Origin of the sequence: Comamonas squillarum, from assembly GCF_025309455.1 — a bacterium.
Taxonomy (GTDB): Bacteria; Pseudomonadota; Gammaproteobacteria; order Burkholderiales; family Burkholderiaceae_C; genus Comamonas; species Comamonas squillarum.
Genome location: NZ_CP104377.1, coordinates 1,958,186 through 1,973,200 on the forward strand (window position 1 = coordinate 1,958,186; position 15,015 = coordinate 1,973,200).

The following is a 15,015-nucleotide window of genomic DNA, read 5'->3' on the forward strand; positions in this document are numbered from 1 at the left end:
AGAATGGCGTTTTACAGGCGCCAGCAATAACAACACCATGCCACCAGGGCCTCCTGCACCACCCCTTATAGGGGTTCCGCAGCAGACCCCTCAGCCTGCATCATCCGCATGCAGCCCAGGTCAGTAGCCAGCAGTCTTTTCTTCCCCCTTGCTTTAACTGGCTGGACCCTATGGCTTCTCGCACCTCTTCCCAGGCGCAGCGTATCTCTGCGCGCGCCACTTCCACTCTCCAACTCCGTTACCTGGCCGCCGCTGTCGCCGCGCTGGTGTCTGCCGGTGCGCTTGCGCAGCAGGCTGCCCCGGATCAGCCAATGCAACTGGTGCAACTGGCGCAAGCAGAATCGACGATGCCGCAAGTCACGGTGCAGGCCAAGGCCGAAAAGGCCCCCGGTACGGTGACCGTGATCTCCGGCGAGGAGCTGGAAAAAGCCAACAGCATGGCGGACATCTCGCGCTACCAGCCCCTGGTGTCGGCCCCCGGCACGGCATCGGGTACCAGCCGCAACCGCAGCAGCTTTGACCGCTCGGGCACCACGGGCTACAACATTCGCGGTATCGAAGGCAACCGCATCGGCATGGATGTGGATGGCATTGAAATGCCCGACGCCAGCACCCGCCCCTATGTGAGCCGCGCCGGCAACAACACCTTTGGCATTGGCCGCGACTTTATCGACCCCGAGATGTTCTCCTCGGTCGGCATCCAGTCGGGCACTACCACGGCCCGGCGTGCAGCCGGCGGCATTGGCGGCGCCGTCAGCTTCAAGACCAAGTCGGCCAGCGACTTCTTGCGCAATGGCAACACCCGCTATTTCGGCGGCAAGCTCGGCTTTGATTCGGCCGACCATTCCTGGAACGAGAGCATCACTGCGGCCGGCAAATCCGGCAGCCTCGATGGCCTGATTGCCTTCTCGCGCCGCGATGGCAAGGAGACGCAGAACAACAGCGCCCTGGGCATCAAGGCATCGCCGGAAGACTGGCACTCCAACGCGCTGCTGATGAAGGGCGGCCTGCAGATCGATGCCGAGAACCGCCTGGAGCTGTCTGCCGACCTGTACCGACGCAGCAACCAGAGCCAGTTCTATGGCTGGAGCAGCGACAACAGCGCCATCACGCAAAACAATATGCAGGACAGCGACACCAGCCGCAATACGCTGCAGCTGTCGCACCTGTGGACGCCTGCCAGCGCCTTTGTCGATCAGCTGGACACGCGCCTGTTCTTCCAGAACACCGATACCGAAGACGTGACCGACACCACCACCTTGGCGAGCGGCGCCGTTACGCGCAACCTGTCGCAAAACAAGACCAAGGCCTGGGGCCTCTCGACCACCGGCGACAAGCGCATCGACCGCCACCGCATCAGCTTTGGCTTCAATGCGCAGACGCAGAGCCAGGAGCGCCCCTGGAACGTGCCTGGCTACATGAAGCCACAGCCCGACACCGACACCCTGCGCCTGGGCGCCTTCATCCAGGATGACATCGGTTTTGACGTGGGAGGCAAGCGCCTGGGTGTGATCCCGGCGCTGCGCGTGGACCGGGTCAAGGTCGAACCCAAGCACCTGGGCGATTTTGCCGAAGGCGCTTTGACCGAAGACGCGGCCTCCAAGCTGTACAGCAACCTCAGCAGCACCATCTGGAGCCCGAGCCTGGGCCTGACCTATGAACTGACGCCCAAGTTCATGGCCTACGGCCAGTACAAGCGCAGTGGCCGTGCACCTACGGCCGGTGAAGTGTTCGGCTCCTGGAACATGGACCAGAACTACGCGGGCTCCGCCCAGTACGCGCTGATCGGCAACAGCAACCTCAAGCAAGAGACCAGCAACGCCTTTGAGCTGGGCGTCAAGGGATCGCCCGCCGACGGCGTGCTGTTCAATGCATCGACCTTCTACACGCGCTACAAGGACTTCATCGGCTACACCCGCTACACCCGCGCCAGCGCGCCGGACAAGTTCAGCAATGTGCCGGCCCACATCGGCACCATCTACCAGGCCGAGAACCGCGACGAGGCAACGATCTATGGCCTGGAGATGAGCGCCCGCCTGGACCATGGCCAATGGGCACCCGCCGTCAAAGGCCTGTACTCGACCTGGGCGCTGGGCCTGGCCCATGGCACCTCCAAATCCAACTACGCGGGTGACAAGGATGTGCCGCTGGATACCGTCCAGCCACGCAAGGCCGTCATCGGCGTGGGCTATGACGCGCCCATGCGCGCCTGGGGCATCAACATGACCGGCACCTTTGTCGCCGGCAAGCAGGCCCAGGCTACCAACCGCGAGAGCTATACCAACGCCGGCACCGACATTGCCGACTCCAGCATCGCGCAGTTCCGCGTGCCCGGCTATGCGCTGTTCGACCTGTCGGGCTACTGGCAGATCAACAAGAACGCGCGCCTGAATGTCGGCATCTACAACCTGACGGACAAGCGCTACTGGGATTACGCCAGCAGCCGCAGCCTGCAGCCCTCCGTCGCCAAGGACCAGCGCGACATCCAGCTGCTGACCAACCCGGGACGCACCTACGCCGTGTCGTTGAACGTCAATTTCTAAGCTTTTCTCCCACCACGAAAGGACCCCAGCATGAACCGCTTTTCCGCCGCCATGACCGCAGTCGCAGCCGCCGCGCTGCTCAGCGCCTGCGCCAGCAACAACGGCAACAACAGCAAGACCGCAGCGCCCGCCGCTGCCGCCAAGACCGAAGCCAAGGGCCCGGTCACGCCCGTGGGCGGCCACGGCCACAATGCCTTCATGGGCGGCTATGACGCCAACCGCGACGGCGTCGTCACCCGGGACGAATACGACACCCTGCGCAAACAGCGCTTCGTCGCCGCCGACACCAACAAGGATGGCTGGCTGAGCGAGGACGAATACGTGGCCGAGTTTGAAGGCCGCCTCAAGGCCCAATATGCCGCCGCAGGCAAGAAGCCCGATCAGCAGTACGAAGGCAGCATCAAGCAGGCCCATGTGCGCTTCCACATCCTCGATACCAACAAGGATGGCAAGCTGAGCATCGAAGAGGAAATCGATATCGCCAACAAGACCTTCAAGAACGCCGACCGCAATGGCGACGGCGTGGTCAACGCAGCCGACATGGCAGGCCAGTAAGCCATGCAAGCGCGCCACCTGTTTGCTGCGCTTGCCGCGACGTTCAGCCTGAACGCCGCCCAGGCCCACATGCCCTTTCTGATGCCCAGCGTGTTTGATGTGCAGCCCAAGTCCACCCTCAGTGTGGATGCGGGCTTTGCAGAAAAACTGTTCCTGTCCGAGGTCCAATTTGGCCCCACGCCGTTCAGTATCACCACGCCCTCGGGCACCACGTTGCCCTTTGGCGAGGTGCACCAGTTCAAGTCCCGCACAGTGGCGGAGCAACAACTGCCCGACGAAAAAGGCAGCTACCGCCTCTCTACCGGCCCGCGCCTGGGTGCGATCTTTCGCAGTTGGGAAGTGAATGGCAAAACCATCGTCGTGCGCGACCCCAAGGCCGTCATGCCCGAAGGTGGCGTAATGAAGGTGCACTACCAGTCACTCTCGGTTTCCGAGGCCTACGTCACCGCCGGTGCGCCCACCCCCATCAAGCCTTACGGCAAAGGGCTGGAGATCGTGCCCAGCACGCACCCCAGCGACGTGTTCGCCGCAGAGAAATTCAACTTTGCGGTGCACTTTGATGGCAAGCCGCTGGTAGACCAAAAGGTCAGCATCTACCGCTCACCGATGGACCTGCAAGGCCAGAACAGCGTAGATGAGCTCAGCACCGACGCGCAAGGCGACATCAGCTGGACCCCGAGCAAGCCAGGCATCTACATGGCCCTGGTGCGCCACCGTGCCCCGGCCCCTGAAGGCGCTGCCGCGCCGACCTATGGCTACAACTACACGCTGACCTTCCGGGTGCTGGCGCAGTAGTCTTGGTTCAGGGCTGTGGAAGTCGCAGGGCTTGCTCCATCCCAGGCAAGTTCCCCGCGAGTCCACAGCCCGCCTTGCATCGCCCATCACCAGCTGGCATCCGCCCTCCCCGGCGGGCGCTGGGGCGCAAACACCTCGACCAGATGGTCCACCAGCGCTTTTGTCTTGGCCGGCAGATGGGCGCCACCCTGGAACTGCAGATAGATATCGGCCGGTGGCAGCCGCCACTGCGGCAACACCTGCTGGAGCTGGCCCGCGCGCACGAGCGGGCCAACCTCCCACGCCGAGCGCATCAAGATGCCGTGCCCGGCCATCGCCCAGGCCGTGGCCGACTCTCCATCGTTGGCGCTCAGCGGCCCCCTCACCTTCACGGTTTCTGTCTGCGCGCCATTGCGCAGATGCCAGGTGCCAAACGCCTCGTCGCCCTCGCGGATAAAGAGGCAGGCATGGCGCGTCAGCTCCTGCGGTGACAATGGCGCGCCCATTGCTTGCAGGTAGCGCGGTGAGGCACAGAGCACACGGCGGTTGCGTGCCAGCACCCTGGCCGTCCAGCGGGAATCCGGCATATCGCCCATGCGGATGACCAGGTCGAAACGGTCCTCCAGGAGGTCGGCAGGCCGGTCGCTCAGCTGCAGCTGCACCTCGACCTGCGGAAAGCGGCGTGCAAAGGCCCCTAGCGCCGGCGCAATATGCCGCCGGCCAAAGCCGAAGGTGGCGTTGACCCGCAACAGGCCCTGCGGCACAGCGGCTGCCCCACCAATGGCGCGCTCCAGCGTCCCCAACTCGGAGAGCAGACGCGCACCTTCGACGAGATAGCGCTCACCCTCAGGCGTCAGGCTCATGCGGCGGGTGGTTCTTTGCATCAGCCTGGCTCCCAACCGGCCTTCGAGCGCTGCAAGGCGCTTGCTGACGGCGGGACCTGTGACCCCCAGCTGCTGGGCCGCGCTGCGCATGCTGCCTTCTTTGCTGAGCAGCGCAAAAAAGGCGATGTCAGAAAATCCATCCATTCGTAACTCCAACGACCGAAAGTCTTTCTCTGCCGCGCATTGTATATTTCCACTTCACCTGTGAGACTAGAGTTAACTAACGAAATAGATCACCCCCATGCACCGCACTCTTTACCGCAAGCTGGTCGACACCCATACCGTCGCCCAGCTCGACGCGCACAACGTCTTGCTGTTCTGCGACCTGCACTTGATGAACGAGTACACCAGCCCCCAGGCCTTTGCTGGCCTGGACGCGCAAGGGCGCAATGTGCTGATGCCCGGCCAGAACATGGCCGTCGTCAGCCACGTGATTCCGACCGAGCCGGGCGCCATCCGGGTCATCCGCGATGCCGCACCCGCGCTGCAGGCCAGCAAACTGCGCAAGAACTGTGAGCAGCACGGCATCCCCTTGTTCGACACCCAGGATGCGCTGCAAGGCATCGAGCATGTGGTGGCGCCTGAGCACGGCATGGTCCGGCCGGGGATGGTGGTCATTTGCGGCGATTCGCACACGACCACCTACGGTGCGCTGGGCGCGCTGGGCTTTGGCATCGGCACCTCGGAGGTCGAGCATGTGCTGGCCACGCAGACCTTGGTGTACCGGCTCGCCAAGGACATGCGCATCCAGGTCGATGGCGTGCTGCCGCTGGGCACCAGCGCCAAGGACCTGATCCTGATGGTCATCGGCCATATCGGCGCCCAGGGTGCCCGAGGCCATGTCATCGAGTTCTGCGGCACGGCATTTGACGCCATGTCGATCGAAGCCCGCTTTACCGTGTGCAACATGGCCGTCGAGGCAGGCGCCCGTGGCGCCTTGATTGCGCCCGACCAGAAGGCCGCAGACTATGTGCTTGCGCGCTCCGCAGACCTGAACGGCCCCCTCCGGCAGGCCGCCCTGCAGCACTGGGCCAGCTTGCGCAGCGATGAAGGCGCGGCGTTCGATGTGGAGCACCGTTTTGACGCCAGCGATGTACCCCCGCATGTGACCTGGGGCACCAGCCCGGACCAGGTCGCGCCCATTGGTGGCGCGGTGCCCGACCCGGCGATGCAGCCCCCTGGGCCAATGCGCCGCAGTACCGAGCAGGCGCTGCGCTACACCGGGCTCGCCGCAGGCACACCGCTGGAGGGCATCGCCATCCAGCATGTCTTTATCGGCTCCTGCACCAATGCCCGCATTGAAGACCTGCGGGCCGTGGCCGAGGTGGTGCGTGGGCGCCAGGTCGCCCAAGGGGTCCGCGCCATGGTGGTGCCGGGCTCCGGCGCGGTCAAGCGGCTGGCAGAAGCAGAAGGCATTGCCAGCCTGTTGCTGGAGGCTGGCTTTGAATGGCGGGAGCCGGGCTGCTCCATGTGCCTGGCGATGAACGGGGACATCCTGGCAGACGGTGTGCGCTGTGCCTCCACCACCAACCGCAATTTCGAGGGGCGCCAGGGACGCGGTGCCATCACCCACCTGATGAGCCCTGCGATGGCAGCCGCCGCTGCCATCACCGGCACCATTACTGACGTTCGCCGCCTGGAGACCCGCCATGCGTGAGCAACATATCCTGAGCGGCAAGATGGCCGCCTTGGCCATCGAGAACCTGGACACCGACCAGATCATGCCCAAGCAGTTTCTGCACGGCATCGACAAGGCCGGGCTGGACAAGGGCCTGCTGTACGACCTGCGCTTTGATGCCGCAGGCCACCGGCGCCCAGGCTTTGTGCTGAACCAGCACGAGCGCGCCGATGTCGAGGTGCTGGTGGCTGGCGCCAATTTTGGCTGCGGCTCCAGCCGAGAGCACGCCGTCTGGGGGCTGCAGCAGTACGGCATCCAGGCCATCATCGCGCCCAGCTTCGGAGAAATCTTCTACTCCAATGCGATGAACAACCAGCTGCTGCTGGTCATGCTGCCTGAGGCAGACATCGCCCAGCTCATGGCCGATGCAGGCAGCCTGGAGACCTCACAGGTCCATATCGACCTGCAGACCCTCCGGGTCAAGAGCCCGAGCGTGGACGCGCGTTTTAGCCTGTCGGAGCGCCACCACCGCATGCAGCTCGAACGCAGAGACCTCATCGGCATGTCGCTGATGTACCAGGCGGAGATCACGCATTTTGCGCAACGCCACTGGGCGGCCTATCCTTGGCTCCAAGATGTGGCCCTACGCACCCGCCAGCAACTGGGCGCTACGCCACGCGCACAGCCACCGGCCAGCCTTGGAGGAAAAGCCTGATGTTCGAGCGTTTTGACACCCGCGATGTGCCCGTCAACGGCACCGTGATTCGTTGCCGCGTAGCAGGCACCGGCCCAGCCCTGTTGCTGCTGCATGGCCATCCGCAGAGCCATGTGATGTGGCACCGCGTGGCGCCGGCGCTGGCCGAAACATTCACCGTCGTCTGCGCCGACCTGCGCGGCTATGGCGACTCAGCCCGCCCCGGGGCCAGCCCGCACAATGCGGCGTACAGCAAGCGCACGATGGCCCAGGACATGGCCGATATGATGACCCGCCTGGGCTTTGCGCAGTTTCGCCTTGCCGCCCATGACCGGGGCGCCCGCGTGGCCCACCGGCTGCTGCTGGACCACCCGGGCCGGGTGACGCGCGCCATGCTGCTCGATATTGCACCGACCCTGGCCATGTACGAGCAAACCACAGAAGCCTTCGCCAAGGCCTACTGGCACTGGTTCTTCCTCATCCAGCCAGCACCGCTGCCAGAGCGGCTGATTGACGCCGACCCCGCCGCCTATATCCGCGATGTCATGGGGCGCCGCCACGCCGGCCTGGCTGCCTTCGCGCCCGAGGCGCTGCAAGAGTACCTGCGCTGCATTACCATCCCAGGCACCGCCACCGCCATCTGCGAGGACTACCGCGCATCCGCCGGCATCGATCTGGAGCACGATCGGGCAGACCGTGCCAACTGCCACCAAGTGACGGCCCCGCTGCGCGTGCTCTGGGGCGCGGAAGGCGCCGTGGGGCGCTGCTTTCCGGTGTTGGACCTGTGGCGCGAAGCGGCCACCGAGGTCACTGGCAAAGCGCTCGACTGCGGCCACTACATTGCTGAAGAGCAGCCGGCACAGTTGCTGGAGGAGATGCGGGAATTCTTTGCTTTCTGATGGGCAGGATGGCGGTGGTCGTTGCGAGGCCCGCTGCGGGTATCAGCGGGCTTTCTTGGGTTTGGCGAGAACGTTGTTTCAGGCAGCGGTGCAACCAATAGCCTCACCAACAAGCGTCGCGTGGCAGACGTTTAAGAAAGATCCAGCCCAGCCTCTCTGAGCCGAGCACGCAGATCATCAATTCCCACAAAGTGGATGGCATTGAGCCCCACACGCCTGGCCGCTTCCACATTACGCAGGCTGTCATCAATGAAGAGGGTGGATCTGGGGCTCAAACCGAATCGTTGGATGGTGAGCTCAAAAATCTCGCCTTGAGGCTTTACAAGTCGCTCGTGACCCGAGACAACGATGCCCTCGAACCAGTTGAGAAAGTCAAACCGCGCTTGCGCGATAGGAAAGGTCTCGGTAGACCAGTTGGTCAGTGCCAGCAAGCGCAGATGCCGCTGCCCGAGCTCCCTCAAAATGTCCACCACATCGTTGTTCGCACCAGGCATCATTTCCTCCCATCGATCGTAGTAGGCGCGAATGTTCGCCTCCTGGGACGGATGCCTTTCAATAGCTTCTGCAATGGCATCACTCCATGGCCTGCCTTGGTCCTGACGTTCGTTCCAATCAGGACTGCACACTTCTGCCAAGAACGCTTCCATACCTGCAACGTCCAGGCCAAAAATCTTTCGGTACAAGTGTCTCGGGTCCCATTGGATCAGCACATTGCCGAGGTCAAAAATGACGGTATCTATCAGCGGTCCGTTCATGCAATCGCTCAAAGTAGTAGAACCGCTGCACCTTACACCAAACGATGGATGTTGTTGCCGCTTGCGTAGGGCTTGCTAGCTGCTGCTCAACGCTTTGCAGCTCAACAGATGACTGGGCTTGATCACAACTCACCCTCGTAGAGGCCCCATTCATGAGCCCCGCTCATGGCGGCATGCGCCCCAAAGGGCTCAATCAAAAGTCGTTCCACCTCTAGCATGCAAGCCATGGACCACCCAGCCGCGCCAGCGGCCCTTCCCTGGAGTTGACTATGCACACTGACAGCAACACAGGCACGCACGTGCCCACCCGAATCCCTGACATCCGCCTGCACTGTGCGCCACAGGAGGCCGCATGAGCAAACACCTGATCGCAGCAGGCGCCTCCATGCTGATCAGCAGCAGCATCGCCCAAGCCCAGGGCATCCATATCAGCCCCGCCGGCACACCAGCCACGATGATCGGCGCGGCGCAGAACTTCAGCGGCCATGTGGCCGTTGACATCAAGGCCGCGGGCGACAGCGCGCAGCATGGCAGCGTGGGCATGGTCGACTTTGCGCCGGGGGCCCGCACGGCCTGGCACACCCACCCTGTCGGGCAGCTGCTGGTGGTGACCGATGGAAAAGGCTGGATACAGCAGGACGGCCAGCCCCGGCAAAACATCCAGGCCGGTGATGTCGTCTGGATCGATGCCGATGTGCGCCACTGGCATGGGGCCGCCACCACCACCGGCATGCGCCATATGGCGGTGACCTATCTCAAGAACGGCAAGAACGCCGACTGGAAGGAGCTTGTCAGCGATGCGCAATACAACCCCCGCTAAATACCTGCAGCAGCTGCTGTGCGCCACCGGGTTGGTGGTGATGGCCGGTGACTCATCAGCACAGAGCACGGCCACCCGCCCGGCAGCCGCGAGCGCACAGGCCTGCGCTGCCAACGGCCAAAGCCCATCGCCCTCGCAGGTGCTGAGCGCCCAGCAGCAGGCTATCTTGCCTATCGCAGCGTTTGCGGCCGCAGGCGACATGGAGCGGCTGACCTCCAGCCTGCAGGCGGGGTTGGAAGCCGGCCTGACTATCAGCGATATCCGCGAAGTGCTGGTGCAGCTCTATGCCTATGCCGGCTTTCCGCGCAGCCTCAATGCGCTGAGCGCGTTCATGCAGCTGCTGCAGCAGCGCGAAAAAAGCGGCATTGTCGATGCACCCGGCTGCCCACCCAGCCGCGCCATTGCGCAAGGCGATGCGCTGCGCGCTGCCGGCCGCGCCAACCAGACCCAGTTGGCGGGCGCGCCCGTGCAAGGGCCCTTGTTTGACTTTGCGCCTGCGATGGGTGAGTACCTGCAGTCGCACCTGTTTGGCGCCATCTTTGAGCGCGACAACCTCGACTGGCACAGCCGCGAGCTCGCCACCGTCGGCATGCTGTCGGCACTGCCGGGAGCTGAATCACAGCTGCAATCGCATATGCGCATCAGCCTGAACGCCGGGCTGAGCGCCGCCCAGCTGCAGCAGGCGGTGCAGCTGCTGGACAGCCGCGTGGGCGGCGCCCATGGCCAGCGCGCCCGCACGGCACTGGCCAACACCTTGGCGGCGTTGACTGGCCAGACGCGTTAAAGCGCTAGCCCTTGCTGGCCTCGCCCTGCACCTGGCCCCAGCCACCGCCCAGCGCCTTGTACAAGGCCACGCTGGCGCGCAGGCGCTCCTGCTGCAGCTGCACCGCCAGGTCCTGCGCCTGGTACAGCGAGCGCTGCGTGTCGAGCAGCACCAGCTGGGTCTCGGCCCCCGCGCGGTAGCGGGCCTCGGCCAGCGCCATCGCTCTGCGGGCCTGGCGCAGTTCTTCCTCCTGCGCCAGCGCCTGCTGCTGCACACCGGCCACGGCGTTCAACGCGGTCTGTACATCGCTGAAGGCCTGGACGATGCTCTGGCGGTAGGCCAGCAGCAGCTCCTCGCGCTGGGCCATCACCAGGTCGCGGTTGGCGGCCAGGCGGCCGGCATCAAAGATGGGGGCAGCCAGGCCTGCGGCCAGCGCGTACAGCGGGTTGTCCAGCACACGCTGCAGCTGCCGGCCTTGCGCACCCAGCTCGGCCGTCAAGGTCAGGCGGGGCAGCATGGCGGCGCGTGCGGCTTCCAGGTCCGCATCGGCCGCCTGCAAACGGGCCTCGGCACGGGCAATGTCGGGCCGGCGGGTGACCAGCGCGATAGGCTGGCCCTGGTCGATGCGGGGCACCTGCAAGGCCAGCACACTGCTTTGGCTGACAGCAGGGCCTTGCGCCTGGCCTAGCAGCAAGGCCAGGCTGCGCTGGGCATCGTCCTGCTGCTGGTCCAGCGCCGCCAGCGCCCGGCGCTGCGCCGCCACCAGGCCGCGCTGCTGCGCCAGCTCCAGCGATGTGGCCGCGCCAAAACTGGCCTTGGATTCAACCAGCGCCAGCAGGCGCTCGGCGATTTGCAGATTGCGCTGGGCAATCTCACCGCGCTCACGCAGGCCCACGTTCAGCAGCCAGGCATCTGCCACTGCGGCGGTGACCGACAGGCGCACCGTGTCATGGTCAAAGCTGCTGGCGCGCAGCGCAGCGCCTGCCGCATCACGCTGCGACTGCAATCGGCCCCAGAGGTCCAGCTCATAGCTGGCGGCCAGGCCGACCGACAGGTTGCGGCCCGTCGTCTCGGCGTGGCCCCCCAGCCGGCCCTGGTGCCCAGCCAGGGCAGAGGCATTGACCGTAGGCAACAGCTCAGCCCCTGCATAGCGGGCGCTGGCCTGCGCCTGCTGCACCCTGGCCATGGCGGCGGCCACATCCAGGCTGCGCTGCTGCGCATCGTCCACCAGCGCATCGAGCTCCGCGCTGCCAAAGCTGCGCCACCAGCCCTGGCTGACGGCATCGCCTTGGGCTGCATCACTGCGCTGCCACTGGGCCGGCACATCCAAGGCTTGCAACTGCGCCTGCTGCACCTGCGTGGGCGCCGACACACAGCCGGCCAGCACCAGGGCCGCTGCCAGCGCGCTGGCGATTGGGAAGATCTGCATACTCACTCTCCTGCCAGGGCCCGTACCGGGTCCAGGCGCGCAGCCGTCTTGGCCGGCATATAACCAAACACCAGACCGGTGACCACCGCGCAGGCAAAGGCACCGGCCATGGCCCGGATGGAAAACACCACCGGCACACCGGCCAGCACCAGCACGGCGCCTACCAGCGCGCCCACCACCAGGCCCACGGTGCCACCGGACAAGGTCACTAGGCTGGCCTCGGTCAAGAACTGGCGCAGGATATCGCTCTGGCGTGCGCCCACCGCCATGCGGATACCGATCTCCCGCGTGCGCTCGCGCACCGTCATCAGCATCACATTCATCACGCCAATGCCGCCCACCACCAGCGACACGGCAGCAATCAGCCCCAGCATCACCGCCATGCTCTGGCGCGTGGCCGCCTCGGCCTGGATGCGAGCGGCGGCATTGCCAATGCCAAAGTCCTCGCGGCCGCCATGGCGCGCCAATAGCACGCGGTGCATGGCCGCCTCGGCCTCGTTGACCACGTCAGACGACATCGCCTCCACCACCACATAGTCCGGCTGGGTCTGCGCCTGGTAGACGCGTGCCCGGCCCGATTGGTAGGGGATAAAAACCATGTCGTCGTAATTCTGCGCACCCGAATCGGCACCACGCTCGCTCATCACGCCAATCACCTCAAAGGCCGAGGTGCCGATGATCAGCTGCCGCCCCAGCGGATTGGGCGTGTCGGGGAAGAAATGCTGGTGCGCCTTGTGGCCCAGCACTACCAGCGGCGCCAGATCGCGGTCCTCGGTGTCCGTGTAGTAGCGGCCCAGCTTGGGCTTCCAGTGGTGCACCAGCGGCATCTCTTGGCTGGAGGCAAACACATAGACCTGCTTGTCGGCATTGCCATAGCGCACGGTGATGGGGTCGCCAATCACCGGCATCACGCGCCGTATCTCGGGCAGCTCGCGCACAGCGGCCAGGTCTTCTTCGGTGATCTGGCCGGCCGGCCCGCCGGTCGCTGGCGGCTTGCTGCCCATGTAGAGAATCGCCGTGCCCATGGTGCCCATCTGCTCGACCACCTTGCGCCGCGCGCCCTCGCCAATGGCCAGCATCACGATCACCGAGACCACGCCGATCACAATGCCCAGCAGGGTCAGGCTGGTGCGCACGCGGTTCATGCGCATGCCGCGCCAGGCCGAACGCGCGGCCTCCAGCAGCTCGGCGACCAGCGGCGCGGCCGAGGCACTGCCGCCCTGGGGCACCGGCGCCAGCTGCATGCGGGTGCTGTCGCTGGCAACTGTGCTTGACGTGGTGCTTGTGTCGGCGCTTGCGGCAGCGCCGGCAGCGGCAGGCGCTGCCTCGGCCTGGCTGGCACTGTCACCCACGATACGCCCATCGCTGATCTCGATGACGCGCTGCGCCTGCGCCGCCACATCGCGGTCGTGCGTGATCAGGATGATGGTGTGGCCGGCAGCGGCCAGCTCACGCAGCAGCGCCATCACCTCGGCACCGCTGTGCGAATCGAGCGCACCGGTGGGCTCGTCGGCCAGGATGATATGGCCGCCATTCATCAGCGCCCGCGCAATCGACACGCGCTGCTGCTGCCCGCCCGAGAGCTGGTTGGGCCGGTTGCCCAGGCGCTCGCCCAGGCCCAGGCGCTGCAGCAGCGCCTGCGCGCGCTGCACCCGCTCCCCCTTGGGCAGGCCAGAGTAAATGGCCGGCATCTCCACGTTCTCACTGGCGCTTTCGCTGGCAATCAGGTGGTAGCCCTGGAAGACAAAGCCAAAGGCCTCGCGCCGCAGCCAGGCCAGCGCGTCCGAGTCGAACTGCGCCACATCCTGGCCCTGGAAGTGGTAGCTGCCGCCGCTGGGCCGGTCCAGGCAGCCCAGGATGTTCATCAACGTGGACTTGCCCGAGCCCGAGCTGCCCACGATGGCGACAAACTCGCCCGCGTCAATGTCCAGGTCGATGCCATGCAGCACCGTCACCAGCGGCTGGCCGCTGGCGGGGTCGCCATAGTGTTTGCGAATGCCGCGCAGTGCGATCAGTGGCTGCTGGGGGTCAGCCGCGTCGCTCACCATTGCAGCCACCTGGGGCCACGCTCGAGCGGGGTCTCGCCGACGACGACCTTCTCACCTTCGGCCAGCCCGTCGAGCACCTCCACCTGGTGGCGGCTGCGTATGCCCAGCTTCACGCTGCGGGTCTGGGGCTGGCCATCGGCACCCAGCACCCGGGCCACATGGGCGCCTTCGTGGGCCTTGTCTTCTTCCACCGCCGTCAGCGCCACCGCCAGCGCCTGGCTGGCACTGGCGCTGACAAACACCACCTGCGCCGTCATCTGCGGCATCAGCTCGGCGTCATCGTTGTCCACATCAAACAGCACGGTATAGGCCACGGCCTTGGTCGCTGGCGCCGGCGTTTGCGCATTGCCGGCGGGCTGGGCCTGGTTGGCCGCAGGCGCGGGCAGCACCTGGCGCACCTGGCCCTTCCAGCGCCGGGGCCTGGTCTGACCGGCTCCGCCCAAGGTGGTGAAGTAGACCGGCATGCCTTCCTTGACGCGGCGCACATCGGCCTCGGACACCTCGGTCCAGACCGTCATCGCCGACAGATCGGCAATGCGCAGGATATTGGGCGTTTGGTAGGTGGCGTTCAGCGTCTGGCCCTCGCGCGCCTCAACCGAGACCACGGTGCCCGCCATCGGCGCATAGATGCGGGTGTAGCCCAGGCGCGCCTCGTCGGCCTTGAGCGATGCCTGGGTCTGGCTGATCTGGGCCTTCAAATGGTCCATGCGTGCCACGGCCATCGCCAGGTTGGCTTGCGCAGTCTGCAGGTCTTCCTCGCGCGTGGCCTCGTGCGCGCTCAGCTGCTGCTGGCGCTGCAGCTGCTGGCCCGCCAGCCGGTGCTGGGCCTGCTGCTCGGCCAGCTGGGCACGCAGGCCCGCCAGCGATGCACGGCCCGCATCCACGGTGGCCCGCTGCACGCTGGGGTCAATCTCCACCAGCAGATCGCCCTTGGCCACCTCGGCACCGGGCTGCACGCGCAGCTTCAGGATCTGGCCCGAGACCTGGGCGCCGACATCCACATAGCTGCGCGGCTGCAAGGTGCCAATCGCCGTCACCGTGGCCTCGATATCCTGGCGCGCCACCGGCTCGCTCTGGTAGGCCATGGCCGGGCGGCCCGACCACCACAGCAGCGCGCCTGCCACCACCGCCGCCACAGCAACCGCTGCCACTCCCACACGCGAGGCCTTCATGAGATGTCTCCCTCAGCCACGCCCAGCCACTTCTTCTGCATAACCGCCATTGCTTCCCCCA

13 protein-coding genes are annotated in these 15,015 nt (G+C 65.5%); 8 read left to right on the plus strand and 5 right to left on the minus strand.

All coding sequences use genetic code 11. The annotated features are described in order from the left end of the window. Positions 1-170: 170 nt before the first annotated feature. From N4T19_RS09150 to N4T19_RS09160, 3 genes are read left to right on the plus strand one after another with little or no spacing between them, the layout of a single operon-like run. Positions 171-2,543 carry a TonB-dependent hemoglobin/transferrin/lactoferrin family receptor gene (locus tag N4T19_RS09150; RefSeq protein WP_260719973.1) on the plus strand — a complete coding sequence of 791 codons (2,373 nt, stop codon included), beginning with the start codon at positions 171-173 and terminating at the stop codon, positions 2,541-2,543. Positions 2,544-2,573: 30 nt separating this feature from the next. Beyond that, positions 2,574-3,098 carry an EF-hand domain-containing protein gene (locus N4T19_RS09155; RefSeq protein WP_232539403.1) on the plus strand — a complete coding sequence of 175 codons (525 nt, stop codon included), beginning with the start codon at positions 2,574-2,576 and terminating at the stop codon, positions 3,096-3,098. Positions 3,099-3,101: 3 nt separating this feature from the next. Then, positions 3,102-3,893, plus strand: coding sequence for a DUF4198 domain-containing protein (locus N4T19_RS09160; RefSeq protein WP_260719975.1), 792 nt, complete (start codon positions 3,102-3,104; stop codon positions 3,891-3,893). Positions 3,894-3,979: 86 nt separating this feature from the next. Here the strand turns inward: N4T19_RS09160 and N4T19_RS09165 are convergent, their stop codons facing one another. Then, positions 3,980-4,900, minus strand: coding sequence for a LysR family transcriptional regulator (locus tag N4T19_RS09165; protein WP_260719977.1), 921 nt, complete (start codon positions 4,898-4,900; stop codon positions 3,980-3,982). A 97-nt stretch (positions 4,901-4,997) separates the two neighbouring features. On the opposite strand from N4T19_RS09165, the gene leuC reads away from it, so the two are divergent. From leuC to N4T19_RS09180, 3 genes are read left to right on the plus strand one after another with little or no spacing between them, the layout of a single operon-like run. Next, positions 4,998-6,413, plus strand: a complete 1,416-nt coding sequence (gene leuC, locus N4T19_RS09170; protein ID WP_182342908.1) for a 3-isopropylmalate dehydratase large subunit — start codon at positions 4,998-5,000, stop codon at positions 6,411-6,413. Then, complete coding sequence (leuD, locus tag N4T19_RS09175; protein WP_182342910.1) at positions 6,406-7,089, plus strand: 3-isopropylmalate dehydratase small subunit; 684 nt, start codon at positions 6,406-6,408, stop codon at positions 7,087-7,089. Before leuC ends, leuD begins: the two co-directional genes overlap by 8 nt. Beyond that, positions 7,089-7,967: an alpha/beta fold hydrolase gene (locus N4T19_RS09180; protein WP_116925874.1), complete on the plus strand. Its 879-nt coding sequence runs from the start codon at positions 7,089-7,091 to the stop codon at positions 7,965-7,967. The genes leuD and N4T19_RS09180 overlap by 1 nt, the downstream gene beginning before the upstream one ends. A 131-nt stretch (positions 7,968-8,098) precedes the next feature. Here N4T19_RS09180 and N4T19_RS09185 read toward each other — a convergent pair whose 3' ends face one another. Next, positions 8,099-8,722, minus strand: coding sequence for an HAD family hydrolase (locus N4T19_RS09185; protein WP_116925873.1), 624 nt, complete (start codon positions 8,720-8,722; stop codon positions 8,099-8,101). A gap of 352 nt (positions 8,723-9,074) precedes the next feature. Between N4T19_RS09185 and N4T19_RS09190 the strand changes: the two genes are divergently transcribed. Next, positions 9,075-9,542, plus strand: a complete 468-nt coding sequence (locus N4T19_RS09190) for a (R)-mandelonitrile lyase (RefSeq protein WP_116925872.1) — start codon at positions 9,075-9,077, stop codon at positions 9,540-9,542. Further along, entirely contained in the window at positions 9,520-10,326 is an 807-nt protein-coding gene (locus tag N4T19_RS09195) for a carboxymuconolactone decarboxylase family protein (RefSeq protein ID WP_260719980.1), read from the plus strand. The genes N4T19_RS09190 and N4T19_RS09195 overlap by 23 nt, the downstream gene beginning before the upstream one ends. A 4-nt stretch (positions 10,327-10,330) precedes the next feature. Here N4T19_RS09195 and N4T19_RS09200 read toward each other — a convergent pair whose 3' ends face one another. From N4T19_RS09200 to N4T19_RS09210, 3 genes are read right to left on the minus strand one after another with little or no spacing between them, the layout of a single operon-like run. Beyond that, positions 10,331-11,734 carry an efflux transporter outer membrane subunit gene (locus N4T19_RS09200; protein ID WP_260719981.1) on the minus strand — a complete coding sequence of 468 codons (1,404 nt, stop codon included), beginning with the start codon at positions 11,732-11,734 and terminating at the stop codon, positions 10,331-10,333. A gap of 2 nt (positions 11,735-11,736) precedes the next feature. Beyond that, positions 11,737-13,779 (minus strand): ABC transporter permease, encoded by a 2,043-nt coding sequence (locus tag N4T19_RS09205; RefSeq protein ID WP_409935169.1) that lies wholly within the window; start codon positions 13,777-13,779, stop codon positions 11,737-11,739. After that, complete coding sequence (locus N4T19_RS09210) at positions 13,776-14,954, minus strand: efflux RND transporter periplasmic adaptor subunit (RefSeq protein ID WP_260719984.1); 1,179 nt, start codon at positions 14,952-14,954, stop codon at positions 13,776-13,778. The genes N4T19_RS09205 and N4T19_RS09210 overlap by 4 nt, the downstream gene beginning before the upstream one ends. Between the last annotated feature and the right edge of the window lie 61 nt (positions 14,955-15,015).

What these genes read in the sequence shown, in the direction of transcription:
- N4T19_RS09150 (WP_260719973.1), top strand. Translation starts at nt 171, where the DNA reads ATGGCTTCTCGCACCTCTTCCCAGGCGCAGCGTATCTCTGCGCGCGCC.
- N4T19_RS09155 (WP_232539403.1), top strand. Translation starts at nt 2,574, where the DNA reads ATGAACCGCTTTTCCGCCGCCATGACCGCAGTCGCAGCCGCCGCGCTG.
- N4T19_RS09160 (WP_260719975.1), top strand. Translation starts at nt 3,102, where the DNA reads ATGCAAGCGCGCCACCTGTTTGCTGCGCTTGCCGCGACGTTCAGCCTG.
- N4T19_RS09165 (WP_260719977.1), bottom strand. Translation starts at nt 4,900, where the DNA reads ATGGATGGATTTTCTGACATCGCCTTTTTTGCGCTGCTCAGCAAAGAA.
- leuC (WP_182342908.1), top strand. Translation starts at nt 4,998, where the DNA reads ATGCACCGCACTCTTTACCGCAAGCTGGTCGACACCCATACCGTCGCC.
- leuD (WP_182342910.1), top strand. Translation starts at nt 6,406, where the DNA reads ATGCGTGAGCAACATATCCTGAGCGGCAAGATGGCCGCCTTGGCCATC.
- N4T19_RS09180 (WP_116925874.1), top strand. Translation starts at nt 7,089, where the DNA reads ATGTTCGAGCGTTTTGACACCCGCGATGTGCCCGTCAACGGCACCGTG.
- N4T19_RS09185 (WP_116925873.1), bottom strand. Translation starts at nt 8,722, where the DNA reads ATGAACGGACCGCTGATAGATACCGTCATTTTTGACCTCGGCAATGTG.
- N4T19_RS09190 (WP_116925872.1), top strand. Translation starts at nt 9,075, where the DNA reads ATGAGCAAACACCTGATCGCAGCAGGCGCCTCCATGCTGATCAGCAGC.
- N4T19_RS09195 (WP_260719980.1), top strand. Translation starts at nt 9,520, where the DNA reads ATGCGCAATACAACCCCCGCTAAATACCTGCAGCAGCTGCTGTGCGCC.
- N4T19_RS09200 (WP_260719981.1), bottom strand. Translation starts at nt 11,734, where the DNA reads ATGCAGATCTTCCCAATCGCCAGCGCGCTGGCAGCGGCCCTGGTGCTG.
- N4T19_RS09210 (WP_260719984.1), bottom strand. Translation starts at nt 14,954, where the DNA reads ATGAAGGCCTCGCGTGTGGGAGTGGCAGCGGTTGCTGTGGCGGCGGTG.